Below are 26,668 nucleotides of genomic sequence, written 5' to 3'. Positions count from 1 at the left end.
CGTCCTCAGATCGGGGAGTCGGTGGGACGGCCGTCGTGGAGGAAGACGGTGCGGTCGGCGTACGCGGCGACGCGGGCCTGGCGCGTGGCGAGCACGATCGCGGCGTCGCGGCGGCGGGCGGCGCTGGTGAACGCGTCGAGGAGCAGCTCGCCGGCGGCGTCGCCGACGGCCGTGGCCGGCTCGTCCGCGAAGACGACGGCGGGGTCGTGGACGAGCGCCCGCGCGACGGCGGCCCGCAGCACCTGGTCGCCGGGCACCTCCCAGGGCCGCCGGTCGGCGACGTCGGCGAGATCGAGCTCCTTGAGGAGCCCGGCCGCGGAGTCGCGGCGGCCCTGCAGGCGCAGCGGCAGCTCCACGTTCTCCAGCAGGGACAGCTCCGGGATCAGGTCGCCGGACTCGAACACGAAGCCGAAGCGGCGCAGGCGGATCGCGCTGCGGGCGTCGTCGGACAGCCCGTTCAGCTCCTGGCCCTCGAAGGTGACGAGGCCGCCGTCGGGGACCAGCACCCCGGACAGCACGTGCAGCAGCGTGGACTTGCCGCAGCCGGCGGGCCCGACGACCGCCACGACCTCGCCCGGCGCGACGGACAGGTCGACGTCGTCGAGCGCCTGCGCGGCGCCGAACGCGAGCCGCAGCCCCCGGCCCGTCAGCACGGGTGCTCCTGGAGGCTCGCCCGGATGCGGTCGATGCGGGGGCCGGCGGCGTCGATCCAGCGCAGGTCGGCCTCGAGGTGGAACATCTCGAAGTCGGCGTCGAGCTGCTCGATCGGCTCGCCCGCCGTGCGGACCTCGCGCAGCTGCCGCATGCGGGCCATGTGCGTCTGCCGCTGCCGCTCCAGGATCCGCTGCGGCTGCCGGCTGGTCAGCAGCGCGACCACGATCTTGGCGAACAGGACCTGCCGGGCGGCGCGCAGGTCGGGCAGCTCGGGCTCGGCGAGCCAGCGCTCCAGCTCCTCGACGCCGGCGCCGGTGATGCCGTAGAGCCGCCGGTCCGGGCCGCCGCCGGGCTCGACGCCGACCTGCTCGGTGAGCCCGGCGTCGGCGAGGCGGCGCAGCGACGAGTACACCTGGGCGGAGGCGACCGGATGCCCGCCGGCGAACCAGCGGTCGTACCGCTGGCGCAGCGTGTACCCGTACTGTGGCTGCCCTTCGAGCAGGCCCAGCAGGGATCGACTGACCGACATGTGTCGGACAGTACCGCAACTAGCAACCGCGTTGCTAGAGTCCTGGAAAGTCCTCCGGGACGCGGGCCGGCTCGTCGTACTCGGCGCTCAGCCGGGCGATCTCCGCGGCGAGGTCGGCCCGCAGCTGGTCGTGCCCCGGCCCGAGCGGCACCGTGTGCGCCGCGGCCGGGTAGTGACTGACCGGACCGCGCAGCAGCTCCGGCGGCTCCCACCCGTACCGCGGGTGGATGTGCGCGTGCAGGATCGGGTCCAGGTTGCCGAGCACGCTGTAGTTGACCCGCCGGAACTGCGGATCGTGCCGCGCGCACACGGTCTGCACCGCCTCGCCGATGAGGTCCACATCCGCCAGGAAGGCCAGGCGCCGGGAGCGCGACAGGTCGGCCAGGCGGTCCGCGGAAGGGTCGTCGGACAGCAGGAGGCAGTAGCCCGGCAGGAACTGCGTGTCGCCGATCACCGCGAACCCCGACGACAGCCGGGCCAGCACGGTCGGGTTGCGACCTTCCAGTGCCGACCGGATACGGTCTTTGCGCCAGTCGTCCATCGCCGTCACGGTACCGTCAGCGCATGGGGACGAGCTACCAGACGCTGCTCGTGGCCGCCGCGCTCGGACCGGTCTGCGACGCGCTGGCCGTGGCCGGCGTCGACGCGATCGCGCTGCCCGCCGCGCCCGACCGGACCGCGGTCATCCCGCGCGAGGGCGACCTCGAGTTCGCCGACCCCGGCGACCTGGCGGAGCGCATCGGCGCCGGCACCGGCTGGGCCACCCTGGCCAACGTGGTCGAGGACTCCGACTGGCTGCAGCTGGAGGCCTACCGGGAGGGCCGGTTCGTGCACCGGTACCGCTCCGACCGCCCCACCCCCGACGACGCCGCCCGCCTCGCCCCGTTCGGCACCGGCGAGGTCGACACCACCCGCCTCGGCCGGGCGCTGCGCGGCGAGTTCGACGGCACCGGCCCCGTCTACGCTGAGTTCCAGCACCGCCTCATCCTCAACGCCCTGCACCTCGACCCGCGCGGCCTCACCACCGCCTACCGCTGGGCCGACCCCGGCGACCTCCCCGGCGCGGTCAGGGTCGCCCCGTAGCCGGTCACGCCGGGTCCAGGATCGCGGCGAAGCGCTCCTCGGCGAGGTCGAGCTGGCGGAAGATGTGCTGCTTCACCAGCCGCGACAGCGGGGTGTCGGGCCGGGCCACCAGCTCGCGCAGGACGGGGACCAGCGGCCGGTACTTCGCCGCGGACGAGGCGACCTTCGGCCCCGTGGTGTGGATGACCCCGACGCCGTTGTCCGTGAAGTCGGAGACCTTCAGCACCCGCGCCCACGGCTCCCGTTCCAGGCTGTCGCGCACGTGCTGCCGGTACTGCGTGTGCTTGTCGACGGCCGGGTCGTAGACCGGGTTGGTCACGGCCGCGACGAGCCGCGCCGTCCGCTCGCCGAAGCGCGCGGCGAGCACAGCCAGGGCCGCCTCCGCCGTCGCGCCGGGCGTGCCGGCCAGCTCGTCCGGGTGGTCCTCGACCGCGTCGTGCAGCACCGCCGCCACGATCACGTCGACGTCGCCGACCTCGTAGTGGTGCATGATCCGGATCGCCACGCGCAGCAGATGGTTGACATACGGCTCCCGCACCCGCCGGTCGTCCTGGTGCAACCGCGCCGCCAGCTCCAGCGCCTCGACCAGCCGCTCCCGCTCCTGGGGCGCGAACCGCTGCACCTCGAGCCGGTACCGCTCCCGCAGCCCGTCCTCCCCGTAGACCTCGGTGATCGCGTGCATCGGCATCGTCGCGAGATACGCCGGATAGTCCATCGTCAACTAATACCGGATCACGGCAACCGCCGGGTTGACCTGAACCCAAGTTGAGGTTGCACGATCGCCGGGTGATGCGAGCTGTGTGGTGGCGTGCGGTCGGTCCCCCGTCGGTGCTGGAGCTGGGGGAGGCGGACGAGCCGGTCCCCGGGCCGGACGAGGTGCTGATCCGGGTGGAGGTGGCCGGGATCACGTTCATCGAGACGCAGACCCGGGCCGGCCGGGCCCCGAAAGCGGGCGCGGTCCCGCCGGCCGTGCTCGGCAACGGGGTCGGCGGGACCGTCGCCGCGGTCGGGCCGGGCGGCGACCCCTCGCTCGTCGGGCGGCGGGTCGTGGCGAGCCTGAACGGCACCGGCGGCTACGCCGAGCTGGCCGTCGCCGCGGTCCGCGACACGGTCCCGATCCCGGACGGCGTGCCCACGCCGGACGCCACGGCGCTCGTCGCCGACGGCCGGACCGCGCTCGGCCTGCACGAGCTCGGCCGCCCGCGGCCGGGTGAGACCGTGCTCGTCGAGGCGGCCGCGGGCGGCGTCGGCAGCCTCCTCGTGCAGCTCGCCCTGGACGCCGGCGCGCGCGTCATCGGGGCGGCGTCGGGGGAGCGGAAGCTGGCCCTGATCCGCGACCTCGGCGCCGAGGCCGTCGACTACACCGCGCCCGGCTGGACCGGGCCGTTCAAGGACCTCGACGTCGTGTACGACGGGGTCGGCGGCGCCATCGGCCGCGCGGCCCTCGCCGTGACGGCCGGCCGGTTCGTCGTCCACGGCGCCGCGGGCGGCCCGCCGACCCAGCCCGGCGACGGCGTGACGGCCTTCGGCTTCCCGGACCTGCTGGCGATCGGCCGCCGCGCCCCGGAGCTGGCGACCCGAGCCCTGCGCGCCGCCGCCGAGGGCCGCCTGCGCCCGGTCATCGGCCAGACCTTCCCCCTCGCCCGCGCCGCCGACGCCCACGCCGCCATCGAGTCCCGCCAGACCATCGGCAAGACCCTGCTGGCGGTCTAACCGACGGGGGTGCCGGTGCGGGCGGCGCGGGCGGAGCCCCAGTCGTAGAGGGCCTGCAGGACCGGGGCGAGGCTCGCGCCCTCGTCGGTGAGGCGGTATTCGACGTGCGGCGGGACGGTGCCGTGGTCGTGGCGGGACACCAGGCCGTCGGACTCCAGCTCGCGCAGGCGCTGCACCAGCATCTTCTCGCTGATCTGCGGCATGCGGCGGCGGAGCTCGCCGTACCGGTGCACGCCCTCCTTCAGGTGCGCGAGGATCACCGGGCGCCAGCGGCCGCCGATCACGTCGACGGCGAGCTCCACCGGGCAGTGGTAGCGCTTGTCCAACACGGGCTCCTACTCACCGGAAGGTGCGTACTTGATCGACAACCGCGGGGTGTGGTCGGGTGTTCCCATGAGAGGCCAGCGAAGCGGCTCGGGCCGCTCATCATGTGACAGTTTCGGCTCAGGCCGACGCCGGAGCGCAGCGGAGGTGGCGGCATGAGCGATGTTGACTCGTCCCAGACACCGACGCTGTACGAGTGGGCCGGCGGCACCGAGGCGCTGAAGAAGCTCACCGAGGCGTTCTACCGCAAGGTCCCGCAGGACGAGGTGCTCGCGCCGGTCTTCGCGCACATGAGCCCGCACCATGCCGAGCACGTCGCGGTGTGGCTGGCCGAGGTGTTCGGCGGGCCGGCCACCTACACGGAGCGGCACGGCGGCTACCCGTACATGCTGAGCCAGCACCTCGGCAGGGCGATCACCGAGCAGCAGCGGCGCCGCTGGGTGAACCTGATGCTCGACACCGCGGACGAGGTCGGGCTGCCCGGCGACCCCGAGTTCCGGGCGGCGTTCGTGGGCTACCTGGAGTGGGGCACGAGGCTGGCGCGGGAGAACTCCCAACCGGGCGCGCAGCCGCCGAAGGAAGCGCCCGTCCCGCGCTGGGGGTGGGGTGTCGCGCCTCCGTACCAACCGTGAGACAACGGGCCTGTAGGACATTTAGCCTGAATGGGTGGGAGGCTATCAGCTGAGCGTCGACCTCGGCACCTCGAACACCGTTGCGGTGCTCGCGGGGCCGGACGGCGTGCACCATCCGCTGCTGTTCGACGGCGAGGAGTTCATGCCGTCCGCGACGTGTCTGGACAACGCGCCGCACCTGCTCGCCGGCCGTGACGCGCTCGCCCTCGGCCAGTCGTTCCCGGACCGGCTCGCCGCGTACCCGAAGCGCTGCGTCGACACCGGCGGCGTCGTCCTCGGCGGGGTCGAGTGCCCGGTCACCGACCTGTACGCGGCGGTCCTGGCCCGCGTGGCGGCCGAGGCGCGTCGCGTCGCGGGCGAGCCGATGAGCACCGTGACCCTCAGCCATCCCGCCTGCTGGGACCGCCGCCAACAGCAGACGCTCACGCGCGCCGCCGCGAAGATCGGTCTGGGCCCCACCAGGCTCGTCGCCGAGCCTGTCGCGGCGGCCCTGCACGTCGTCGACTCCGGCGTCCTCGACGTCCCCGACGGCATGTCCCTCATCGTGTACGACCTGGGCGCCGGCACCTTCGACGCCGCCGTCGTCTGCCGGACGGGCGCGACGTTCGAGGTCCTCGCGCAGCGCGGCCTGCCCGACGCGGGCGGCCTCGACCTCGACGCGGCCATCGTCAGGCACCTCGGCGCCGTGCTCGCCGACGACACCATCCGGTGGGAGCGGCTCACCCGCCCGCAGACGGTCGAGGACTGGCGCGCCGGCCGGCGCCTGCTGGACGCGGTCCGCGCCGCGAAGGAACTGCTCTCCGTGGCCGAGTCCACCACGATCCAGGTGCCACTGTTCGAGGAATCGGTCCTGTTGGACCGGAAAGATCTGGAGAAGGTCGCCCGCCCGCTGCTCGACCGGACGGTCGAGGCCACCTGCGGCGCGATCACGGAGGCGGGCATCATGGCCGAGGAGGTCGCCGGCGTGCTGCTCATCGGCGGCGCCTCCCGCATCCCGCTCGTGTCCCGGCTGCTGCGCGACCGGCTCGGCTTCGAGCCGACCCTGGACCGCCGGCCGACGCTCGCGGTCGCCGACGGCTGCCTGCCGGTCCGCCCCCGCAACGCCGCCCGCCGCCCGCGCCGCGCCACCGCCGCCACCGTCTCCGCCGCGGCCGCCTCCCGCGCGGCTGCCGCTGCCGCGAACGCGGCCTCTGAGGATGCCGCTCCTGTTGCGGATGCTGCTCCTGTTGCGGATGCGGCTGATGTACCGCCCACCGCCGCGCCGCCCGTCTCCGCCCCGCCGGTGTCGTCGCCGCCCGTCTTCACGCCGCCCGTCTCCGGTCCGTCGCCGTTCGCGCCCGCTGCCGGGCCTTCGCCCTTCACGCCGGCTGGCGGTCCGTCGCACTTCGTGCCGACCGCCGGGCCGTCGCCCTTCGCACCGTCCTCCGCCGGCGTGCCGTCGGCGGCCGCACCGGTCGATGCGGCCTCGCCTGTTGCGTCGCCGGCGGATGTACCGTCGGCCGCGGCGCCGCCCGTCTCGGCACCGCCGGTCTCCGCCCCGCCTGTTTCTGGGCCGCCGGTGTCGGGGCCGCCTGTGTCGGCGCCGCCTGTTTCCGGACCGCCGGCGGCCGACGAGGTGGCTGGTGCGGTGGTCGACGCGGAGCCCGAGGCCGCGGAGCCCGAGGCCGCCGAGCCTCCGGAGCCGGAGCCGCCGCGCGTCCCGCACCCGGCGTCCAGGGCACACGCGTCCGCCGTCTCGCACGTGACCGACGCCGAGCCGGAGCCCCCGGTCGAGCAGCCGCCCCCCGTCGCGCACCCGGCATCGGCCGCGCGCGCGTCCGCCGCGGACCACTCGCCGGGCGCCCGGCGCAGGACGTACGGCAGGCACCCCGGCTCCGGCCGCCAGCGGGCGTCGGTTCCTCAGGCAGACGACAGCTGGGACCCGCAGGAGACCCCGTCCCCGGACGGGGCGCCGCAGGACTCCTGGGGCTCGCCCGAGGAGGAGCACTGGGACCCGCGCACGACGCCGGACCAGTACGCCGCCGCGCCCCCGCACGACTGGGTCGCGGCACCCGGCCACCAGGAGCCCTGGGACCCGTACGGAGCTGCGCACGCGGCTTCGGCCCGTCACGAGTCCTGGGACCCGCGAGACGCCGCCCCGCACGCGGCTCACGCCCCCCAGGAAGCCTGGCATCAGCAGGAGGCGTGGGAATCGCAGGAGACGTTCGTCCCGCACGAGGCGTGGACCACGCACCCGGCGACCGGGTCGCCCGAGGCCGCTTCGACGAGCACGGCCTCCGCGCCGCCCCAGGCCCCGTGGGTGGACCCCCACCCACACCCGACCGGCGCGTCGCGGCAGTCGTCAGCCTGGCCGTGGTCCGAGCCGGCGTTCGGCCAGGCACCCGCCCCCGCGACGACCGCGCCGCAGAAGATCCCCAAGGTGCGCCGCAAGCCCGCGAACATCACGGCCGGCAGCACCAGGTCGAAGGCCGTCCGAGCCGCGAAGATCACCGCTGGCACCCTCACCGGCGCGGTCGTGGCCATCGCCGCCGGCGTGTGGGTCGGCTTCGCCGTCGCGCCGTCGGAGCAGCTGCCCACGATCCAGGTCGGTCAGTGCGTCCGCCAGGACGGCGCCCAGGCCCGCCGCGTCGACTGCACCGAGCCCGACGCCTACACCGTCACCGCCAGGGTCTTCCCGGCCGGCTCGTGCCCCGACCCCGCCCAGCCCTACGCGATGCAGGAGCAGACCCAGCTCTGCCTCGCCCCCGCCGCCCGCAAACCCGCGGGCCCGAAACCCGCCGCCCCGCCGACCCGCCGCTACGGCCCCTGACCGGCGGCTAGGGTCGAGCGCATGGAGCGCGATGACTGGACCGTGGAAGACCACCTGCGCGGCAAGCCGGCCGGCAGCGTGGAGCTGTACCACTGATTCGTCGAGCTGGTCGAGGCGTGCGGGCGACCGCGGGCAGCTCGACGACGCGTTCGCCGGATGGGTCGCCGAGGCGTACGAGGTCGGCCAGGGCGGGCACCTGACCCGGTGAGCGCTGCGCGGTTGGTAACTGAATCGGCTAAGTTCCATCCTTGACCGATGTTCGGTGGAGTCGTAACCTGACTTCGCTTAACCGGTTAGGTCGATCACGTTCAATGCTCGCGGCTGGCGCCGGCCGCGGGACACCCCGCCCGATCGGCATCGAAGGAACCCGCATGAGCAAACCCGCCCGCCGCCGATGGCCCGCCGCGCTGACCGCCGTCCTCCTGGTCCTGGTCGGCGCCGTCGTCACGCTGACCGGCGTCAACCAGGCCGCCGCCGCCACCGCCTTCGTCCAGCGCTGCGGCATCCGCTTCTGCCTCGGCGGCAAGAGCTTCTACTTCGCCGGGACCAACACCTACGACCTGTTCACCTACGGCTCCGGCTCCGGTGACACCGAGACCCAGTACATGGACAAGGCCAAGATCGACGCGCACATGACGAACCTGGCCGCCGACAAGGTGACCGTCCTGCGCCTGTGGATGTTCAGCATGGAGAGCTGGCACGGCTTCGAGACCGCCAAGGGCGTCTACAACGAGCAGCAGTTCGCCCTGTTCGACTACATCATCGAGTCGGCCCGGATCCACAACATCCGCCTCATCCCGGTCTTCGACAACTACTGGGAGGCGTACGGCGGGATCGACCGCCGCCTCCAGTGGGAAGGCCTGTCCGGCGGCCAGCCGGGCCGGGGGCAGTTCTTCAACAAGTCGAAGTGCCCAGGCTGCTTCACCAGCTACAAGAACTACGTCTCGTACGCGCTGAACCGCACCAACCACTACAGCGGCGTCAAGTACAAGGACGATCCGACCATCATGGCGTGGGAGCTCATGAACGAGCCGCGCTACGAGAACCAGACCCCCAACGAGAACACCAGCGGCACGACGCTGCGCGCCTGGGTCGACGAGATGGGCGCGTTCATCAAGGGCATCGACCCCAACCACCTGCTCGGCACCGGCCTGGAGGGCCACGAGACGCGGTACGGCTTCGGCGGCGACGAGGGCAACCCCTTCGTCTACATCCACCAGTCGCCGTACATCGACTTCACCTCCGCGCACCCGTACCCGACGGAGTCCTGGGCGAACCTCGGTATCGAGCAGACGAAGACCCTGGTCCGCGCCTGGATCAACGACTCGCACAACCTCGTCGGCAAGCCCTTCTTCATGGGCGAGTTCAACGTGCACAACGTCGACCGGACCGCCTGGTTCAGCGCCCTGTACAGCGACTTCGAGGCCGCCGGCGGCGACGGCAGCGCCTTCTGGTGGTACTCGGCCACCAACGTCGACGGCAAGTTCGGCGTCATGAAGGGCGCACCCGAGCTCGCCCCGTTCCGCACCCACTCCGCCAACATGATCACCAAGAGCGGCGGCGTCGTGCCCAGCGTGTCACTCTCCGCCAGCCCGTCGCGGACGCCGTCCACGTCGCCGTCGGCCTCGCCATCGGTGCCGCCACAGTCCGGCCCCTGTACCGTCCACTATGGACTGTCCGACTGGGGCAGCACGTTCAACGGCGACGTGACGATCCGCAACACCGGCACCGCCCCGATCGCCGGCTGGGCCCTGCGGTGGACGTTCCCGGGCAACCAGGTCGTGACGAACATGTGGAACGCCGTGCCCACCCAGACCGGCAACCAGGTGACCGCCAGGAACCCGGCCGACTACAACGTCACCATCCCCGCCGGCGGCAGCCTGAACTTCGGCTTCAGCGCCACCTCGGTCCCCGGCACCAACGGCATCCCGTCCACCTTCACCCTCAACGGCGCCACCTGCACCAAGGTCTGACGAGGTGGGGGCCGGCCCGCCGGCCCCACCTCCTGCATCTCCGCGGCGTCCGGAAACGCGGCGACCGTCTCCGCGGCGAGCTCCCGCAGGACGTCATCGGCCGGCCTGGTCCGCGCGACCGCGCCCGCCGCGTCCGGGGCGGCACCGAGCAGTACCACGAGCCCACCAGTCAGCGCCTCCGCATCGCCCCGGACGCCCCCGTCGGCGGCGACTTCCTCGTCAAGGCCGCCCTGTCCGAGATGCTCCCCGCCGACGAGACCACCGCCGACGTCACGATCCTGCGCCACGTCCGCCTCACCCCCGATTAGGCCCGCAGCGTCGCCGAGCGCTTGGAGCAGTTCGCCGGCAGCGACCACCTCCCCACCGACGACCCCACCGGCGAGCCCCACGGCATACTGCTCAGCCTCTACCGTGCCGACATCCCCTCCCTCCCCGTCGAGCCCTCCGCGCCGGCGCACACAGAGCAGTAATCGGAAGGTTGCGGGTTCCAGCCTCGCCGTCGGCCCTCAACTCGATTGCTTGTTTACGCTGGTCAGCTGCCTCCTTCCGTTCCTCTTTCTCGATGGATCGAACGCGAGGATCTTGGCATCCGGGCCCTCGGAAACCTCGGTAGCGGGGGGCCGGCCTGGGTCGGCTGCGGAGAGGTCTCCTGCTTGGCAAGAGCAACCAGCACGGCAAACTGCTCCGGGGTGATGTCACGGAGTTCAGGTCCTGGGCCGCCACCACCGACAGCCTTCCAGCGGCCGCAGAGCGCTGAGGAAGCCGGTGGCAGCACCGATCCAGGTTTCATCGCGCGGCGTCGGCCACACTGCGGCATGCCGGTCGGCTGCTGCGCCGCGCCGGAACTGCTGGCATGCCAAAACTGCGTTTCAGGCGTGAGCTGGGGATTTGCCTAGTGGATCAAGCGGCGGTGGCGCGTCCGACGAGGAGTTCCGCGCCTTCGGCATCGGCGTGCCGGCGCCGCGGGACAAGGTCGACGGGTGGATGCCGTCGCTGGGCTATGCGCCGCTGGACCGCCCGCCCGGGATGCGTGACCGCGTCGCCACCGCCGCGGCGGCGGCCGGCCGCTCGATGGACGACATCACCTGCGCCCCCAACGTCGAGGTGCGCGTCGGAGACGTCAGGCCCGGCGTGATCTCCGGATCGCCGGACCAGGTCGCCGAGCGGCTGCGGGCGCTGACCGGGATGGGCTTCACCGTGCTCAACCTGAAGCCGTCCGGACCCGGTCGGGACGAACAGGTCGAGCGCCTCGCCCGCGAGGTCCTACCGGCCGTCTGACCAGCACCGCTCCGGCCGTCGTGGTCGTCACGGCGCCGCCTCGCGGTATCTTCGGTGACTGCCTCGTCGACGCTCTGGCCGTGTAGCCGGCGCGACCGGTCGCTTACCAGCGCCGCGGGACGTCCCGCGGCGCTGTTGTGTTGCGGCTCGTCGCGGATTTTGACGGTTCTGTTACGTCCGTGCGTCCGTGGCGTTCTTGACACGCTGGGCGCCCGTGGCCAAGATGTAAAAACCAAGCGCTTGTTAGGTTAATGGACATGAGGCCAAACGGCCGGCGGTGTTCGCCGCGATCACTCCTCCTGAGGCTGACGATTCGTATAATTCCGTGACAGGGGTACAAATGGGCGTTTCATTGACGAGCCGCATCGTCAGCTGTCTCGCGCTGGCGGCGCTCACCGTCGCCGGCTGCGGTAACAAGGCGGGGAACGAAAAGCCGAGCAACGGCACCGCGTCCGGCGCTCCGATCATCATCGGTCTGGACGAGGACAGCACCGGCTCTGGCGCCTCCTACAGCACCATCGCCGGCAAGACGATCCGGCTGGCGATCCAGGACGTCAACGACAAGGGCGGCGTGCTGGGCCGCCCGCTGCAGCTGGTCGTCGAGAACGACGAGTCCGACCCGACCAAGGTGCCGGCCGTGCTGCAGAAGCTCGCCGGCCAGGGCGCCAAGGCACTGTTCCTGCAGAGCGGCAGCGCCGCCATCCTCCAGGCGAAGTCGACGCTCACGGCGCTCGGCCTGCCCGCCATCGCACCCACCGGTGTCACCGCCACACTGGTCGCACCGCCGGACAACGAGCTGATCTACATGCTCGCCAACACCACCACGGACTGGGCACAGGTGTACTGCGGCGCCTTCAAGGCCGCGAACATCACGAAGATCGGCGTCCTCACCGACGACACGACCACGATCGCCGCGCTCGACAAGGCGCTGCTGCCGGCGCTGTCCTGCGTGCAGATCGTGGCCACCGAGAAGGGCGCGGCCAACGCCTCCGACCTGTCAGCGCAGGTGGCCCGGCTCAAGAACGCCAACCCTGACGCGGTCCTGGTGACCAGCGTCGGCGGCGCGTTCGAGGTGCTCGCCCAGAACACCCTGGGCAGCCAGATGAAAGGCACGAAGCGCTTCTCGCTCGCGTCCATCGGCAACCAGCCCGCCTCCTGGAAGCTGGCCGCCCCGGGCGCCCTGGAGGGCCTCATCTTCATGGGCTCCATCAACACGGCAAACCCGCGCACCCAGGCGCTCGTGACCCTGCTGAAGGACAAGTACGGCAAGGACTACGACATCACCGCATACGACGCCCAGGCATGGGACTCGGTGCACGTGCTCAAGCTGGCGATCGAGAAGGCCGGCGGGGTCGACGACTCGAAGAAGCTCAACGAGGCGATCCAGAGCGTCAAGGGCTACCCGGCCACCTTCGGCCAGGCGAACTTCACGCTGTCGTTCGGCGCCGACAAGCACCTGGGCGCGGACGGGGCGTGCGGGCTGTCGCTCATCGAGTTCGGCGCGGACAACAAGCCCAAGGGCCCGTGGGCCACTTTCCAGCCGCCGTGCGCCAAGTAGTGAGGTAACAGTATGGGCCAGCTGCAGCTGTGGTTGTCCGCCCTCGAGATGGGGTGTTTCTTCGGCCTGCTCGCGCTGGCCTACTACCTGGTCCTGGTCGGCGCCGGGTTCTTCAACTTCGCGATCGGGCCGTACGCGATGGTCGGCGGGCTGTGCACGTCGTACCTGGTGCTCTACGAGGACATGAACGTGTGGGCCGCGGCGGCGGTGGCGATCACCGCCGCCGCGGCGCTCGCCGTCGTCACCGAACTGGTCGTGGTCAGGCCGGTGCAGCGCCGCTCCGGCGGCGGCGAACTGCCCGCCCTGGTCGCCGTCGCGGCGGTGCTGTTCGCGATCCAGCAGCTCGGCGGGTACCTGTTCGGCTACACCACGTTGCCGGGGCAGAACCTCCTCACGTTCGACCCGGTGACGGTCGGCGACACGGTCGTGCAGCCGAGCGCCCTGGTGCTGCTCGCCTTCACCGTCGTCGCGTTCGCGGGTCTCGCGGTGTGGATCCGCAGCACCCGTACCGGCCGGCTGCTACGCGCGGTCGGTGACAGCACCCACGCCGCCGGACTCCTCGGCCTCCCCGTCAACCGGGTGCGGCTCATCGCGTTCCTGCTGTCGGGTCTGCTCGCCGGGATCACCGGGCTGCTGTTCGCACCGAAGGCGGGCGTCAGCTCACTGTCGGGGCTCAGCTGGGCGCTGTCGGGCTTCCTCGCGATGGTGGTCGGCGGCACCGGCTCGGTCTGGGCGCCGCTCGTCGGCGGGCTGCTGCTCGGCGCCGTCGAGGTCTTCGTCCCCTACTACTTCGGCGGCCAGTCCCACGTGTACGGGCTGCTGATCGTCGCCCTGTTGTTCTTCGCCCTCAAACCGAGCGGCCTGTTCGTGCGGAGGGTACGAGCATGAAGCGCTTCCCCGGCTCCTTCGGCCTGCTGGGCGGCGTCGTGGGCGCGGTGCTGATCCTGCTCTGGGTCGGCGCGGACGGCTACAAGCAGACGCTGGTCACCACGACCGCCACCTACGCGCTGATCGCACTCGGCATGTACGTGCCGTACCTGATGGCGGGATCACTGTCGATGGCCTACGGCGCGTACGCCGGCATCGGCGGCTACGCGGTCGGCCTGATCTCGACGAAGAGCGGCCTGCCGCTCATCCTCGCCTGGGTCGCCGGGCCGATCGTCGCGGCGGCCGTCGCCGTGCTGCTCGGGCTCGCCACCCGGCGGCTGTCCGGCTTCTTCCTCGCCGCGGTGACGCTGCTGTTCGGGATGGCGTTCACCGCCTGGCTGGTGGACGCCGAAGGTATCTCCGGCGGCTCGGGGGGCCTCGGCAGCCTCCGCAAGCTCGACATCCTCGGCTGGCAGCCCAGCCACTACCAGGTCGTCGTCGGCTGCACCGTCGTCGTGTGCGTCATCGCGTTCCTGCTCGACCGGCTGCGGATGTCGCCGTGGGGTGTGATCGTGCGGACCATGCGCGACGCGCCCCGCGCGGTGGAGGCGGCCGGGGTGCGGGTGCCGGTGATGAACCTCGTGTCCCTGGCCATCGGCGCCGCGATCGCGGCCGTCGGCGGCGGCCTGTTCACCTACTCGGCCGGCAGCGTCACCCCGGACACGTTCACCCTCAACCTGGTGTTCCTGGCCATCTTCATGCCGCTCATCGGCGGCGCGGCCACCCCCTGGGGTGCCGTCCTCGGCGCCGTCATCGCCGTCGAGCTCACCCTGAACTTCCCCGCCGTGGAGACCAGCGGCACGCTGATCCTCGCGCTCGGGGTCCTCGTCATCCTGCTCGTCGCGCCGCAGGGCGTCATCGGATACGCGAGCAGGCTCACCAAGCTTGTGGGGGGACGCCGTGGCTGAGACGCTCCTCGTCGGATCCGGCCTGACCAAACGCTACGGCGGGGTCACCGCCCTGCAGGACGTGTCGTTCTCGCTCACCGCCGGTGAGGTCCTCGGCCTCGTCGGGCCCAACGGGGCCGGCAAGACGACCCTGGTCGACCTCATCTCCGGCGCGCAGCCGGCCACCGAGGGATTGTTGACGCTGCGCGGGCAGCGCCTGGCCGGTCCCGCGTCCCGGCGCGCCAAGGCCGGGCTGGCCCGCACCTTCCAGTATCCGCAGCTCGCCCTCGAGCTCACCGTCGCGGAGAACCTGCTGCTCGGCCGGGCCGCCCGGCGGCACGGCACCGTCTGGCAGATGATCGCCGGGTCGTTCAGCGGGGCGTTCCGCCCGTACCCGCCGGCCGACCTCGCCGCCGTCGCCGCGCTCGCCGAGGAGCTCGGCATCGACCGGCTCGACCGGCCCGCCGGCGACCTGTCCCTCGGCGAGCAGCGCCTCGTCGAGGTCGGCCGCGCGCTCGGCCAGGACCCCCTGGTGCTGCTGCTCGACGAGCCGTTCGCCGGCTCGGACGCGGCCGGCGTCACCGGCATCTCCGAGGTGGTGCGCACCGTGCAGCGGCGCGGCCACGCGGTGATCCTCGTCGACCACAACGTCGACCTCGTCGCGGGCCTCGTCGACCGGATCATGCTGCTGGACCGCGGCCAGTCGGTGTTCGACGGCTCGCCCCGGGAATGCCTCGACAGCCCGCAGATGCAGCAGGTGTACTTCGGGGTCACCGACCCCGCCCCGGCCGCTGCCCCAGATGACGCCGAGGAGGTTCCGCATGTCGTCTCATGAGCTGCGCCTCGAAGGGCTGACCGTCCGTTACGGGCATGCCAGCGCGGTCGCCGGTGTGGACATCGTCGCGCCCGGCGGCGTGATCACCGCCCTGGTCGGGCCGAACGGCGCCGGCAAGAGCAGCGCCCTGCTCGCCGCGTACGGCTCGGTCGCGGCGACCGGCCGGGTGTTCCTGGACGGTGAGGACGTCAGCCGGCTCAAACCGGCTGCCCGGGCCCGCGCCGGGATCGCCGTGGTGCCGCAGGGCCGCCAGCTGTTTCCGAAGCTCAACGTCGCGGACAACCTGCAGGTCATGGCGGAGCTGCTGCGCCTGCCGCGCAGTGCGGTGCAGACCGCGATCGACCGCTTCCCCATCCTGCGGACCCGGATGAAGAGCCTCGTCGGCGTGCTGTCCGGCGGTGAGCAGCAGATGCTCGTCGTGTCCCGGGCGCTGATGGGCTCGCCGCGGGTGCTGCTGCTCGACGAGATGATGACCGGGCTCGCCCCGCTCGTCGTGCAGGAGCTGCTGCGCACCGTCACCCAGCTCGCCGGCGAAGGCGTCGCGGTGCTCATGGCGGAGCCCGCCCTCGGCGCGGTCCGCGGCGCCGTCGACCGCGGCTACGTGCTGGTCCGTGGTGAGGTGGTCGCGACCCGCGAGGACGGCGGCGCGGCCCTCGACGGCGAGTACCGCACCCGGATGGGTGTGCTGAAGACCGCCGCGCACTGACCCAGCCGCATCGGGCCCGTACGACGTCCTTCGTCGTGCGGGCCCGAACGGTGTGGTCAGGCGGCGTAGCCGCCGTCGACGTCGAGCTTCTGGCCGGTGATGAACCGGGCCCGGTCGCTGGCGAGGAAACACACCGCCTCGGCGACGTCGGCGGCGGTGCCGAACGTCCGCAGCGGGATGTTGCCGCGGGTCACCTCCAAGGCGCGCTCGTCCAGATCGCCGTCGGCGATGAGGCGGGCCGCCATGCCGTCGGTGAGCATGCCCGGCCCGACGCAGTTCGCCCGGACGCCGAAGCGGCCCTCCTCTGCGGCGATCCCGCGCACGAGCGCCTCGACCGCCGCCTTGGGGCCGGCCGAGAGGCCGTCGCGGACCGGGAACCGGCGGGTGGCGGCGGTGGTGACCGCGACCAGGCTGCCGCGGGATTCTCGCAGCCGCGGCAGGGTCGCGGCGAGGATGTTGAAGAACCCGGCCACGTCCTCGGTGAGCTGCGTGGCGAACCGGTCCGGCGCGACCCGGCTCAGGTGCAGCATCGGCACGTGTGGCCCGGCGGCGTGCACCAGGGTGTGCACGACCGGTGCCGCGTCGATCAGCGCCGCGCACGACGCCGGATCGCTCAGCTCGACCCGGTGCGCGCTCGCACCCGGCAGGTCGGCGGCGAGGGCCTCGGCCGCTGCGGCGTTGCCGCGGTAGGCGAGCAGCACGCGGCTGCCGCGAGCGACGAGGAGGCGGGCGACGGCGCTGCCGATGCCGCCGGTGGCACCGGTGACGACGGCGACGCCCTTGCGGAACCTGAAATCCATCCGCTCAAGGTACCAAGCAAGCGTTTGGTAGAGTACCCGTCGTGGAGCTGAAACTCGGGGTCATGCCCGTCCTCGGCGGCACCGGCGCCGCCGATCCCGCCACCACCGCCCGCTTTGTCCGGCTGCTCGAGGACCTCGGCTGCGAGTCCGTCTGGGCCGTCGAGCACGTCGTGGTCCCCGACGACTACACCTCTGCGTATCCGTACGACCCGGGCGGCCGGATGAGCCTCGGCGCCGGCGACGACATCCCCGACCCGCTGCACTGGCTCACCTTCGCCGCCGCGCACACCACCACGCTGCGCCTCGGCACCGCCATGCTCATCCTGCCCGAACACCACCCCGTCGACCTCGCGAAACGCCTCGCCACCGTCGACGTGCTCAGCGGCGGGCGGCTCCTGGCCGGCATCGGCGTCGGCTGGCTGCGCGAGGAGTACGACGCCCTCGGTGTGCCGTTCGAGGAACGCGGCGCCCGCGCCGACGAGTACCTCTCCGCCATGCACGCGCTCTGGACGCAGGCCCCGGCGAGCCACACCGGCCGGTTCGTGTCGTTCCACGACGTGCACAGCCGCCCCCGGCCCACCCGCCCCGGCGGCGTGCCGATCGTCGTCGGCGGGCACTCGCTCGCCGCGGTGCGCCGGGCCGCCCGCTTCGGCGGCGGCTGGTATCCGCTCGGCGTCAGCGCAGACCGCTTCGCCGAACTGCGGACCGCGCTCGCCGCCGAGTGCGCGGCAGCCGGCCGCACCATCGACGACGTCGAGATCACCATGAGGGCCCCGGGCAACGTGGGGGAGCTGGAGACGCTGCGCTCCCTCGGCGTCTCCCGGGTCGTCATCCGGGCCGACCCCGCCGACCTCGTCGGCGTCCGGGACAAGGTCCGCCGGTATCAGCGAGAGGTGCTCCGCGCATGAGATCCGTCATCGTCACCGGCGCCGCCCAGGGACTCGGCAAGGCGCACGCACTCGCCTTCGCCGCGGCCGGCGCCCGCCTCGTGCTCAACGACCTGGACGCCGGCGCGCTCGCCGAGGTCGCCGCACACACCGGCGCGGTCGCGTTCCCCGGCGACATCGCCGACTGGGACTTCGCCGCCGCCCTCGTCGGCAAGGCGGTCGCCGAGCACGGCCGCCTCGACGCCCTCGTCAACAACGCCGGCCTGGCCCGCGACCGGATGGTCGTCAACCTCGCCGAGGACGAGTGGGACGCCGTCATGAGGGTCAACCTCAAGGGCACCGCCGCTCCGCTACGGCACGCCGCCGCGCACTGGCGGGCCCGGGCCAAGGCCGGTGAGGACGTCGCCGCCCGGGTCGTCAACACCACCTCCGGCGCCGGGCTCATGGGCAGCGTCGGGCAGGCGAGCTACAGCGCCGCCAAGGCCGGGATCGCCGCACTGACCCAGGTCGCCGCCGCCGAACTGGCCCGCTACGGCGTCACCGTCAACGCCATCGCCCCCAGCGCCCGCACCGCGATGACCGAGGAGGTCTTCGCCGACGCCATGCGCGCCCCCGACGCCGGCTTCGACGAGATGGACCCCGGCAACGTGTCCCCGCTCGTCGTCTGGCTCGCCGGCGCCGACAGCGGCGACGTGACCGGCCGGGTCTTCGAGGTCTCCGGCGGCCGGGTCAGCGTCGCCGGCGGCTGGCAGCACGGCGAGGTCCGCGACGCCGGCCGGCGTTGGCACCCCGACGAGCTCGGCCCCGTCGTGCGCGACCTGCTGTCGCGCGCACCAGCCCCGGCGGCCGTCTATGGCGCCTGAGGTGAGCCTCCGGGCGGCCGACGTCCGCGCCTGGCTGCGGGAGCACCTGACCGGCGAGTTCGCCCCGCTGGTCGGCGCGGGCGGACCGGGCCGGGAGCACGAGCAACTGGAGCTGCGGGCGAAGTGGGAGCGGGAGCTCGGCGCCGCCGGCTGGATCGGCCTCGGCTGGCCGGCGCCGTACGGCCGTGGTGCGAGCATCGCCGAGCAGGTGGTGTTCTTCGAGGAGTACGCCCGCGCCGGCGGCCCAGGCCGGCTCAGCCACATCGGCGAATACCTGCTCGCACCGACCCTCATCGCGCACGGCACCGAAGCGCAGCGCCGCCGCTTCCTGCCGCCGATCGCCCGGGCCGAGGAACTGTGGTGCCAGGGCTACTCCGAGCCCGGCGCCGGTTCCGACCTCGCCGGGGTCCGCACCCGCGCGGAACTGTCCGGCGACCGCTGGCGGATCACCGGGCAGAAGGTGTGGACGTCCCTGGCGCACGCCGCCGACTGGTGCTTCGTGCTCGCGCGTACCGACCCCGCCGCGACCCGCAAGTCCGGCCTGTCCTACCTGCTGGTGCCGATGCGTCAGCCCGGCGTCGAGGTGCGGCCCATCATGCAGCTCACCGGGACGTCGGAGTTCAACGAGGTCTTCTTCGACAGCGCCAGCACCGACGCGGACCTGGTCGTCGGGGCGCCCGGTGACGGCTGGCGGGTCGCCACCCGCACCCTGTCCTACGAGCGCGGTGTCGCCACCCTCGGCCAGCAGCTCGGCTTCGCTCGCGAACTCGACGCCGTGGTCGCCGCCGCGCGGGCCAACGGGTCCTTCGACGACCCCGTCGTCGCGGACCGCATCGCGGAGGCCTGGGCCGGGCTGCAGGGCCTGCGCCACCACGCGCTGCGGGCGCTGTCGGCCACCGAACCGGACCCGGTCGGGGCGTCGGTGGCGAAGCTGCTGTGGGCCGGCTGGCATCAGCGCCTCGGGGAACTGGCCATGGACGTGGGCGGGGCCGCGTCGACCGTCGCCGAGGCCGCGCCGTATGAGCTGACCGACGCCCAGCGGCTGTTCCTGTTCACCCGCGCCGACACCATTTACGGCGGCTCCGACGAGATCCAGCGCAACATCGTCGCCGACCGGATCCTCGGCCGAACCCCGCGAGGCACCCGATGACCCTGGAGCAGGAACAGAAGCAGGAACAAGAGCAGGAGCACGCCGCGCTGCGCGAGAGTGTCGCCGCGTTCTTCAGCACCGGCGCGGACTGGGGCCGGCTTACCGGCGAACTCGGCCTGACCGCCCTGGCCATCGGGGAGGACCACGGCGGCTTCGGCGCCTCCCTGGTCGAGGTCGGCATCGTCCTGGAGGAGGCCGGCGCCGCGCTGCTGCACTCGCCGCTGCTGTCCACCACGGTCGCCGCCCTCGCCCTCGACCCGGACCTGCCCGCCGCCGCGTCGCTCCTGCCGGCACTCGCCGCCGGTGACCTGATCGGCGCGGTCGCCCTCGACGGCAGCTGCACCGCCCGGCCCGACGGCGACGGGTTCGTCCTGGACGGCTCGTTCGCGCACGTCCTGGACGCCGAATCGGCCGGGGTCGTGATCGTGTCGGACGGCACTGCGCTGTACGCCGTCACCGACCCGGAGATACGGCCGCAGCCGACCCTGGACCAGACCCGCGGGCAGGGGACCCTCGTGCTGTGGGAGGCGCCCGGCCACCTCGTCGCCCGCGACGCCGCCCGCGCGCAGGACCTGCTGCACGCCGCGCTCGCCGCGGAGTCCATCGGCGTGGCCCGCGCCTCGCTGCGGGTCACCGTCGAGCACCTGCGCACCCGCGAGCAGTTCGGGGTGCCCCTCGCGACGTTCCAGGCGCTGCGGCACCGCGTCGCCGACCTGCACGTCCACCTCGAACAGGCGGTGTCATCCGTGTGGTACGCCCTGCGCGCCGCAGGCACATCCGAGTTCGCCACCGCGGCGCCCCTCGCCAAGCTGATCGCGACGGAGGCCGCGTGGACCGTGACCCGGGCGTCGATCCAGCTGCTCGGCGGGATCGGCTTCACCTGGGAGCATGACGCGCACCGCTTCCTGAAACGCGCCACCGCCAACCGGCTCCTCGCCGGCGACCCGGTCGCCCTGCGCCGCCTCCTGCTGTCCCGCGCCGGCCTGTAGCGCCGCTACGCCAGGCGTGGCAGCGGCTTCGGTGCCGACCGCACAACGTTGCCGGCCTGCGACATCAGCGTGATGGCCATCTGGAGCACGAACTTGACCGTCACGATGGCGGCCAGCGCCGCCACGGCGACGAGGGTGGCTTTGGCCCGCCAGGCGAGCGTCACGTCAAGAGCGTAGGCGGTCGTGCGCCGTCGCGAGGACCCGCCGGATGGTCAGGGCGTGACGGGGCGGGCGGTCTCGGTGTAGCGGGGGAGCTGGCCGCCGCCGTCGACGAGGAGACTCGCCCCGGTCAGGTACGCCGCGAGGGGCGACGTCAGCAGCAGCACCGCGTCGGCAATGTCGGCGGGGGTCGCCATGCGGCCCATGGGGACGGTCGCGGCGACCGCGGCCAGGGCGTCCTGTCGCCGTAGTGCGCGGCGTGTCGTCGGTGCGGACCACGCCGGCGGTGACGGTGCTGACCCGGACCTTCGGCGCCCACTCCAGGGCCAGGGCGCGGGTGAGGACCTCGAGGCCGGCCTTGGCGGCGGCGTACGCGGCGGTGCCGGGTGCCGGTCGCAGCGCGGACACGCTGCCGATGTTGACGATCAGCCCACTGCCCGGCTGGGTCTGCATGACCGCGTTCGCGGCCTGGGCGACGAAGAACGGCGCGAGGAGGTTGAGCCGGACGACGGCGGTCACCAGGTTCGGCGAGGCGATCGCGGCCGGGACCGCGGGGGAGCCGCCGGCGTTGTTCACCAGGAGGTCGAGTCGGCCGAACCGGTCGACGGCCGTCGTCACCAGCGCGGCGGCCTCGTCCGGCTCGCGCACGTCGGCGGCGGTGAAGACCACCCCGGCCGGCAGGTCGGCAGGTTCGCGCCGGCCGCAGACCAGGACCTGGAAGCCGGCACCGGCGAGACGCGCCGCGATCTCCCGGCCGATCCCGCGGGTGCCGCCGGTGACCAGCGCGGCGGGTTCAGAGCCGTTCGATGATGGTGACATTCGCCGTCCCCCCGCCCTCGCACATGGTCTGCAGCCCGTAGCGGCCGCCGGTGTCCTCCAGGGTGTGCAGCAGCGTCGTCATCAGCCGGGCCCCGGTCGCGCCGAGGGGGTGGCCGAGCGCGACCGCGCCGCCGTTGACGTTGATCCGGTCCGGGTCGGCGCCGGTCTCCCGCTGCCAGGCGAGGACCACCGGCACGAACGCCTCGTTGATCTCGACCAGGTCGATGTCGTCGATGGTGAGGCGGCTGCGCCGCAGGGCGTGCGCGGTCGCCGGAATCGGGCCGGTGAGCATGTAGACGGGGTCGTCGGCGCGGACGCTCAGGTGGTGCACGCGGGCGCGGGGGCGCAGGCCGTGGGTGCGCACCGCCGCTTCGGAGGCGACCAGCAGGGCTGCGGCGCCGTCGGAGATCTGGCTGGCGAGTGCGGCGGTGACGACCCCGCCCGGGGTGAGCGTGGGCAGGCCGGCCATCTTCTCCAGCGAGGTGTCCGGGCGCGGTCCCTCGTCGGCGGACACGTCACCGTAGGGCACCGTCTCGCGCGTGAAGCGGCCCGCGGACCGGGCGGCGGCCGCCTTTTGATGGCTGCTCAGCGCGTACACCTCCATCTCAGACCGGCTGAGGGACCATTTCGTGGCGATGAGCTCCGCGGCCCTGAACTGGCTGATCTCCTGGTCACCGTAGCGGGTCTGCCAGCCGGTGGAGCCGCGGAACGGATCGTCGAAGCCATACGTCCGGCCGGCCAGCATCGCGGCGGAGATCGGGATGGCGCTCATGTTCTGCACGCCACCGGCCACGACGAGGTCGGCGGTGCCGGACATGACGGCCTGGGCGGCGAAGTGCAGCGCCTGCTGGGAGGAGCCGCACTGCCGGTCGACGGTGACGCCGGGGACGGCGTCGGGCAGGCCGGCGGCGAGCCAGGAGGTGCGGGCGATGTTGCCGGCCTGCGGGCCGATGGCGTCGACGCAGCCGAAGATGACGTCGTCGACGGCGGCCGGGTCGACGCCGCTGCGGTCCATGAGCGCGGTCAGCACGTGCGCGCCGAGGTCGGCCGGGTGCACGCCGGCGAGGCCGCCACCCCGCCGGCCGACTGGGGTGCGCACCGCTTCGACCAGGTAAGCCTCTGTCATGCTCGACACTTTACCAAGCGAGCGCTTGGTTGGTAAGGTGTGTGGCATGGAACCGTTGAGTGCCCGGACGCTGCCGGACCTGGTGTGCTCCGGCGCCGAGCACCACCGCGACCGCGAGGCGATCGTCGACGGCCCGGTCCGGCTCACCTACGCTGGGCTGGCCGAAGAGGTCGCCCGGTTCGCCGGAGCCCTTGCCGCCAGGGGTGTCGGCAAGGGTGACCGGGTCGCACTGTGGGCGCCGAACTCGTGGCGGTGGGTCGTCGCCGCGCTCGGCGTCGTCACCGCCGGTGGTGTCCTCGTCCCGCTGAACACCCGCTTCAAGGGGCCGGAGGCCGGCTACATCCTGGCTCGCAGCGGCGCGCGGCTGCTGCTGGTCGACGACGGCTTCCTCGGCAACCGCTACGTCGACTCGCTGGCGGCGGAGAACCTACCCGACTTGTCGGACATCGTAACCCTGGCGGAGTGGGACACCTTCAGCCTGCGGGTCGCGGTCACCGGCGCCACCACGGTGCCGGTGGTCATGATCGAGCGGCTCCGCGAGGAGCTGAAGCTGGCGAGGGTGCTCACCGCCTACGGGCTCACCGAGTCCTGCGGCACGGCCACCATGTGCCGCCCCGGCGACGACCCAACCACCGTGTCGACCACCTGCGGCGCCGCGATCGACGGCGTTGAGGTCGCCGTCGATCCGGTCACCTCGGAGGTGCTCATCCGCGGGTACAACGTGATGCGCGGCTACTGGCAGGATCCGGCGGCGACCGCCGACGCGCTCGACGCCGCCGGCTGGCTGCACACCGGCGACATCGGCGTCCTCGACGAGCGCGGCTACCTGCGGATCACCGACCGGCTCAAGGACATGTTCATCGTCGGCGGGTTCAACGCCTACCCGGCCGAGATCGAGCAGGTCCTCGCCCGGCACGAGGGCGTCGCCGAGGTCGCGGTCATCGGCGTCCCCGACGAGCGCCTCGGCGAGGTCGCCCGCGCCTGCATCGTCCCGCGAACGGACCACACAGTGACGCATGAGGAGCTTGCCGTGTACTGCATGGAACGCCTCGCGAACTACACGTTGCCGCGCTCCTACGTGTTCCTGGACGCGTTGCCGCGCAACGCCAGCGGCAAGGTGCTCAAGACAACCCTGCGCGCGGCGGCGTAGATGGACACCGTCATCGTCACCGGTGGTGCCAGCGGCATCGGCGCCGCGATCGTCCGCCTCGCGCTGGAACAAGGCCTCCGCCCGGTTGTCTGGGACCTGGCCCCGACCGACGGCGGTCTCGTCGTCGACGTCCGCGACCCGGCCGCGGTCGCGGCGGCGCTGGAGGCGAGCGGGCCGGCCCGGTTCCTCGTCAACAACGCCGGCCCGGCCAGCGGCGGCGCCCCGCTCGGCTTCGCCGAGGGCCTCACCGCGACCGCCGGCAGCGTCGAGACCGTCACCACGGCCTGGCTGCGCACCGGCCCGCCCGAGGGCGCGGCGGTGGTCAACGTCGCCTCCGTCGCCGGGAATCTCGTCGGCACCGACTCGGCCTGGTACTCGGCCGGCAAGGCCGCCATCGCCGGCTACACCCGCCACCTCGCCACCCGGATCGCGCCGGCGGTGCGCGCCAACGCCGTCGCCCCCGGCTTCATCGACACGCCGAGGATGGCCGGGTTCGGCGACACGCCGCTCGGCCGGGACCTCATCGCCCGCAACCCGATGCGCCGCGCCGGGCGCCCCGAGGACGTCGCCGCCGCGGTGCTGTTCCTGCTCTCCCCGTCCGCCGCGTACATCAACGGCGTCCTGCTGCCCGTCGACGGCGGCTGGACGGTCTCCCAGTAACCGTCAAGGAAAGGGGCTGCGCAGATGCCTGACGCCGTCATCGTCTCGGCCGTGCGTTCGCCGATCGGTCGCGCCTACAAGGGTTCCCTCGCCGGCGTGCGCGCCGACGACCTCGCCGCACAGGTCGTGCGCCTGGCCCTGGAGCGGGTCCCGTCGCTGGACCCGCGGACGCTGGACGACCTCATGCTCGGCTGCGCCCAGCCGGCCGGCGAACAGGGGTACAACCTCGGCCGGCAGGTCGCGATGCACCTCGGCCTGGACATGGTGCCCGGCACGACCGTCAACCGGTACTGCGCGTCGTCGCTGCAGGCGATCCGGATGGCGTTCCACGCGATCAAGGCCGGAGAGGGGCACGCGTTCGTCGCCGCCGGCGCCGAGGTTGTCTCGCACTACCCATTGGGGAAGGCGGATGGCATGCCCGGCACCCGCAACCCGCGCTTCGACGGCATCACCGGGTCCCGGCCCTGGTCGGACCCGCGGGACCGCGGGGAGCTGCCCGACGTGTACATCGCGATGGGGGAGACCGCCGAGAACGTCGCCGAGCTGTGCGGGATCACCCGGCTCGAACAGGACGAGTTCGCGGTCCGCAGCCAGAACAACGCCGAGAAGGCCCTCGCCGACGGCTTCTGGGACCGCGACATCACCCCGGTCACCCTGCCCGACGGCACCGTGCTGCGCCACGACGACGGGCCGCGGGCCGGCGTCACCCTGGAGAAGGTCGCGGCGCTGCAACCCGCGTTCCGACCCGACGGCACCGTCACCGCCGGCAACTGCTGCCCGCTCAACGACGGCGCCGCCGCCCTGGTCGTGCTCAGCGACGTGCGGGCCCGCGAGCTCGGCCTGACCCCCCTCGCGCGGATCGTCAGCACCGGCGTGTCCGCGCTCAGCCCGGAGATCATGGGCCTCGGCCCGGTCGAGGCGACCCGCCGCGCCCTCGCCAACGCGGGCCTGGGCATCGGCGACATCGACCTGGTCGAGATCAACGAGGCGTTCGCCGCGCAGGCGATCCCGGCGTACCGGCAGATGGGCGCCGACCCGGAGCGCGTCAACGTGCACGGCGGTGCCATCGCGGTCGGCCACCCGTTCGGGATGACCGGCGCCCGGATCGCCACCACACTGCTCAACGGCCTCGTGCACCGCGACGCACAGTTCGGCCTGGAGACCATGTGCACCGCCGGCGGGCAGGGCATGGCCATGGTGATCGAGCGGCTCGCCTGATGGGTGCCCTGGACGACAAGGCGGTCGTCGTCACGGGCGCCGGGCGGGGCCTCGGCGCCGCCTACGCCCGTCTCGCCGCGGCCGAGGGGGCGGCGGTGCTCGTCAACGACGTCGACGCCGACCTAGCTCTGACCGTCGCTGCGCAGATCACCGCGTCCGGCGGCCAGGCCGACGTGGCGGTCGGCACGATCAGCACCTGGGACGGCGCCGGCGCGGTGGTCGAGCGGTGCGTCGAGGTGTTCGGCGCGATCGACGGCCTGGTCAACAACGCCGGGATCTTCCGCCTCGCGCACCCGTCGCAGCAGGACCCCGACGAGTTCCGCGCCGTCATCGAGGTGAACCTGCTCGGCACGGCGTACTGCGGCCTGCACGCGATCCGGGCGATGCTCGCGCAGGGCGGCGGCTCGGTGGTGAACGTGACGTCCGGCGCGCACGCCGGGTCGGCGGCAATGGGCGCCTACGGGGCCAGCAAGGGCGGCGTCGCCTCGCTCACCTACTGCTGGGCGGCCGACCTGACCGGCACGGGAGTGAGGGTCAACGCCGTCTCACCGAACGCGCACACCCGGATGGCCGACACGTTCGAGGCGTACCTCGGCGCGGCCGCGAAGGGACAGAACGTGAGCAAGCCGCCGGAGCAGAACGCCCCGGCGGTCATCTACCTGCTCTCCGACGCCGCCGCGGCCGTGCACGGGCAGGTGGTCCGCATCGACGGCGACGAGCTGTCGATGATCGCGCACCCCGTCGTGCAGGGCACCGGAGCCCAGGACGCCGAGTGGACGGTGGAGAAGGTCGAGGCGGCCTTCGCGGCCGGTGCCGTCGGCCCGATCAGCCCGGTCGGCCTGCACCGCGCCTAACTTGATCTTTAAACCTGTTCGGCGTGGTCGGGACTGGTGGATTTCTTCCCCGCGGAACCGGCCGAGATTCCCACCCGCACCACCA

The 26,668-nt window shown here is 73.0% G+C and carries 28 protein-coding genes and 1 pseudogene; 20 read left to right on the top strand and 9 right to left on the bottom strand.

Translation table 11 applies throughout. From position 1 onward, the window contains the following. Nucleotides 1-5: 5 nt before the first annotated feature. Genes ACQEVZ_RS49540 through ACQEVZ_RS49530 form a run of 3 tightly spaced genes read right to left on the bottom strand, consistent with a single transcriptional unit; the run spans nt 6 to nt 1,724 of the window. The gene (locus ACQEVZ_RS49540) at nt 6-653 is read right to left on the bottom strand and encodes an ABC transporter ATP-binding protein (protein WP_433381894.1); all 648 of its coding nucleotides are present in this window, start codon (nt 651-653) and stop codon (nt 6-8) included. Then, a complete protein-coding gene (locus tag ACQEVZ_RS49535) occupies nt 647-1,183 on the bottom strand; it encodes a PadR family transcriptional regulator (RefSeq protein WP_344499646.1) in 537 nt (178 codons plus the stop codon). Before ACQEVZ_RS49535 ends, ACQEVZ_RS49540 begins: the two co-directional genes overlap by 7 nt. A 34-nt stretch (nt 1,184-1,217) precedes the next feature. Then, nucleotides 1,218-1,724 (bottom strand): diadenosine tetraphosphate hydrolase, encoded by a 507-nt coding sequence (locus ACQEVZ_RS49530; protein ID WP_354904404.1) that lies wholly within the window; start codon nt 1,722-1,724, stop codon nt 1,218-1,220. A 23-nt stretch (nt 1,725-1,747) separates the two neighbouring features. Here ACQEVZ_RS49530 and ACQEVZ_RS49525 point away from each other — a divergent pair, with 23 nt between their 5' ends. Continuing rightward, the gene (locus ACQEVZ_RS49525) at nt 1,748-2,266 is read left to right on the top strand and encodes a hypothetical protein (protein WP_354904401.1); all 519 of its coding nucleotides are present in this window, start codon (nt 1,748-1,750) and stop codon (nt 2,264-2,266) included. Nucleotides 2,267-2,270: 4 nt separating this feature from the next. Here ACQEVZ_RS49525 and ACQEVZ_RS49520 read toward each other — a convergent pair whose 3' ends face one another. Then, on the bottom strand, nt 2,271-2,981 hold the full coding sequence (locus ACQEVZ_RS49520) for an HD domain-containing protein (protein WP_344499652.1): 711 nt from the start codon (nt 2,979-2,981) through the stop codon (nt 2,271-2,273). Between the two features lie 74 nt (nt 2,982-3,055). Between ACQEVZ_RS49520 and ACQEVZ_RS49515 the strand changes: the two genes are divergently transcribed. Then, a complete protein-coding gene (locus tag ACQEVZ_RS49515) occupies nt 3,056-3,979 on the top strand; it encodes a zinc-binding dehydrogenase (protein WP_433386123.1) in 924 nt (307 codons plus the stop codon). On the opposite strand, the gene ACQEVZ_RS49510 is transcribed toward ACQEVZ_RS49515, so the two are convergent. Further along, entirely contained in the window at nt 3,976-4,305 is a 330-nt protein-coding gene (locus ACQEVZ_RS49510) for a winged helix-turn-helix transcriptional regulator (RefSeq protein WP_433381889.1), read from the bottom strand. The two genes, ACQEVZ_RS49515 and ACQEVZ_RS49510, sit on opposite strands and share 4 nt — an antisense overlap. Nucleotides 4,306-4,458: 153 nt before the next feature. On the opposite strand from ACQEVZ_RS49510, the gene ACQEVZ_RS49505 reads away from it, so the two are divergent. From ACQEVZ_RS49505 to ACQEVZ_RS49460, 10 genes are all read left to right on the top strand, one after another. Beyond that, a complete protein-coding gene (locus tag ACQEVZ_RS49505; RefSeq protein WP_433381886.1) occupies nt 4,459-4,935 on the top strand; it encodes a group II truncated hemoglobin in 477 nt (158 codons plus the stop codon). Nucleotides 4,936-4,969: 34 nt separating this feature from the next. Continuing rightward, complete coding sequence (locus ACQEVZ_RS49500) at nt 4,970-7,744, top strand: Hsp70 family protein (protein ID WP_433381883.1); 2,775 nt, start codon at nt 4,970-4,972, stop codon at nt 7,742-7,744. Between the two features lie 31 nt (nt 7,745-7,775). Further along, nucleotides 7,776-7,952, top strand: coding sequence for a hypothetical protein (locus ACQEVZ_RS49495; protein WP_433381880.1), 177 nt, complete (start codon nt 7,776-7,778; stop codon nt 7,950-7,952). Nucleotides 7,953-8,115: 163 nt separating this feature from the next. Then, entirely contained in the window at nt 8,116-9,717 is a 1,602-nt protein-coding gene (locus ACQEVZ_RS49490) for a cellulose binding domain-containing protein (RefSeq protein ID WP_433381877.1), read from the top strand. An 888-nt stretch (nt 9,718-10,605) separates the two neighbouring features. Next, the gene (locus tag ACQEVZ_RS49485) at nt 10,606-10,995 is read left to right on the top strand and encodes a hypothetical protein (RefSeq protein WP_433381874.1); all 390 of its coding nucleotides are present in this window, start codon (nt 10,606-10,608) and stop codon (nt 10,993-10,995) included. A 340-nt stretch (nt 10,996-11,335) separates the two neighbouring features. Next, nucleotides 11,336-12,553, top strand: coding sequence for an ABC transporter substrate-binding protein (locus ACQEVZ_RS49480; RefSeq protein WP_344499665.1), 1,218 nt, complete (start codon nt 11,336-11,338; stop codon nt 12,551-12,553). 12 nt (nt 12,554-12,565) lie between these two features. Next, nucleotides 12,566-13,441 (top strand): branched-chain amino acid ABC transporter permease, encoded by an 876-nt coding sequence (locus ACQEVZ_RS49475; RefSeq protein ID WP_344499667.1) that lies wholly within the window; start codon nt 12,566-12,568, stop codon nt 13,439-13,441. Further along, nucleotides 13,438-14,388: a branched-chain amino acid ABC transporter permease gene (locus ACQEVZ_RS49470; RefSeq protein WP_360558836.1), complete on the top strand. Its 951-nt coding sequence runs from the start codon at nt 13,438-13,440 to the stop codon at nt 14,386-14,388. Before ACQEVZ_RS49475 ends, ACQEVZ_RS49470 begins: the two co-directional genes overlap by 4 nt. Then, on the top strand, nt 14,381-15,202 hold the full coding sequence (locus ACQEVZ_RS49465) for an ABC transporter ATP-binding protein (RefSeq protein ID WP_363398040.1): 822 nt from the start codon (nt 14,381-14,383) through the stop codon (nt 15,200-15,202). Before ACQEVZ_RS49470 ends, ACQEVZ_RS49465 begins: the two co-directional genes overlap by 8 nt. Further along, nucleotides 15,189-15,908, top strand: coding sequence for an ABC transporter ATP-binding protein (locus tag ACQEVZ_RS49460; protein ID WP_360558833.1), 720 nt, complete (start codon nt 15,189-15,191; stop codon nt 15,906-15,908). The genes ACQEVZ_RS49465 and ACQEVZ_RS49460 overlap by 14 nt, the downstream gene beginning before the upstream one ends. A 56-nt stretch (nt 15,909-15,964) precedes the next feature. Here ACQEVZ_RS49460 and ACQEVZ_RS49455 read toward each other — a convergent pair whose 3' ends face one another. Then, a complete protein-coding gene (locus tag ACQEVZ_RS49455; protein WP_433381867.1) occupies nt 15,965-16,708 on the bottom strand; it encodes an SDR family NAD(P)-dependent oxidoreductase in 744 nt (247 codons plus the stop codon). Between the two features lie 41 nt (nt 16,709-16,749). Between ACQEVZ_RS49455 and ACQEVZ_RS49450 the strand changes: the two genes are divergently transcribed. The 4 genes from ACQEVZ_RS49450 to ACQEVZ_RS49435 are packed head-to-tail and all read left to right on the top strand — an operon-like array spanning nt 16,750 to nt 20,597. Further along, complete coding sequence (locus tag ACQEVZ_RS49450) at nt 16,750-17,616, top strand: LLM class F420-dependent oxidoreductase (protein WP_344499677.1); 867 nt, start codon at nt 16,750-16,752, stop codon at nt 17,614-17,616. After that, nucleotides 17,613-18,458: an SDR family oxidoreductase gene (locus ACQEVZ_RS49445; RefSeq protein WP_344499679.1), complete on the top strand. Its 846-nt coding sequence runs from the start codon at nt 17,613-17,615 to the stop codon at nt 18,456-18,458. The genes ACQEVZ_RS49450 and ACQEVZ_RS49445 overlap by 4 nt, the downstream gene beginning before the upstream one ends. Nucleotide 18,459: 1 nt before the next feature. Continuing rightward, nucleotides 18,460-19,608, top strand: coding sequence for an acyl-CoA dehydrogenase family protein (locus ACQEVZ_RS49440; protein ID WP_433381862.1), 1,149 nt, complete (start codon nt 18,460-18,462; stop codon nt 19,606-19,608). Next, the gene (locus ACQEVZ_RS49435; protein WP_433381859.1) at nt 19,605-20,597 is read left to right on the top strand and encodes an acyl-CoA dehydrogenase family protein; all 993 of its coding nucleotides are present in this window, start codon (nt 19,605-19,607) and stop codon (nt 20,595-20,597) included. Before ACQEVZ_RS49440 ends, ACQEVZ_RS49435 begins: the two co-directional genes overlap by 4 nt. Nucleotides 20,598-20,602: 5 nt before the next feature. Here ACQEVZ_RS49435 and ACQEVZ_RS49430 read toward each other — a convergent pair whose 3' ends face one another. The 3 genes and pseudogenes from ACQEVZ_RS49430 to ACQEVZ_RS49420 form a co-directional block, all read right to left on the bottom strand. After that, nucleotides 20,603-20,761: a hypothetical protein gene (locus tag ACQEVZ_RS49430; protein ID WP_433381856.1), complete on the bottom strand. Its 159-nt coding sequence runs from the start codon at nt 20,759-20,761 to the stop codon at nt 20,603-20,605. A gap of 48 nt (nt 20,762-20,809) precedes the next feature. Continuing rightward, nucleotides 20,810-21,575, bottom strand: a pseudogene (locus ACQEVZ_RS49425) (SDR family oxidoreductase). Next, nucleotides 21,550-22,701: an acetyl-CoA C-acetyltransferase gene (locus tag ACQEVZ_RS49420; RefSeq protein ID WP_433381854.1), complete on the bottom strand. Its 1,152-nt coding sequence runs from the start codon at nt 22,699-22,701 to the stop codon at nt 21,550-21,552. The pseudogene ACQEVZ_RS49425 and the gene ACQEVZ_RS49420 overlap by 26 nt, the downstream one beginning before the upstream one ends. A gap of 46 nt (nt 22,702-22,747) precedes the next feature. Between ACQEVZ_RS49420 and ACQEVZ_RS49415 the strand changes: the two genes are divergently transcribed. Genes ACQEVZ_RS49415 through ACQEVZ_RS49400 form a run of 4 tightly spaced genes read left to right on the top strand, consistent with a single transcriptional unit; the run spans nt 22,748 to nt 26,583 of the window. Next, nucleotides 22,748-23,851 carry an AMP-binding protein gene (locus tag ACQEVZ_RS49415; RefSeq protein WP_433381851.1) on the top strand — a complete coding sequence of 368 codons (1,104 nt, stop codon included), beginning with the start codon at nt 22,748-22,750 and terminating at the stop codon, nt 23,849-23,851. Next, the gene (locus ACQEVZ_RS49410; RefSeq protein ID WP_360558823.1) at nt 23,852-24,511 is read left to right on the top strand and encodes an SDR family NAD(P)-dependent oxidoreductase; all 660 of its coding nucleotides are present in this window, start codon (nt 23,852-23,854) and stop codon (nt 24,509-24,511) included. A gap of 24 nt (nt 24,512-24,535) precedes the next feature. After that, nucleotides 24,536-25,729, top strand: coding sequence for an acetyl-CoA C-acetyltransferase (locus ACQEVZ_RS49405; protein WP_344499693.1), 1,194 nt, complete (start codon nt 24,536-24,538; stop codon nt 25,727-25,729). Continuing rightward, nucleotides 25,729-26,583, top strand: a complete 855-nt coding sequence (locus ACQEVZ_RS49400) for an SDR family NAD(P)-dependent oxidoreductase (protein WP_433381847.1) — start codon at nt 25,729-25,731, stop codon at nt 26,581-26,583. The genes ACQEVZ_RS49405 and ACQEVZ_RS49400 overlap by 1 nt, the downstream gene beginning before the upstream one ends. The last annotated feature ends 85 nt before the right edge of the window (nt 26,584-26,668 follow it).

This window comes from Dactylosporangium sp. CA-152071 (assembly GCF_050936335.1).
GTDB lineage: Bacteria > Actinomycetota > Actinomycetes > Mycobacteriales > Micromonosporaceae > Dactylosporangium > Dactylosporangium maewongense.
This window is presented reverse-complemented; position numbering and strand designations above follow the sequence as displayed.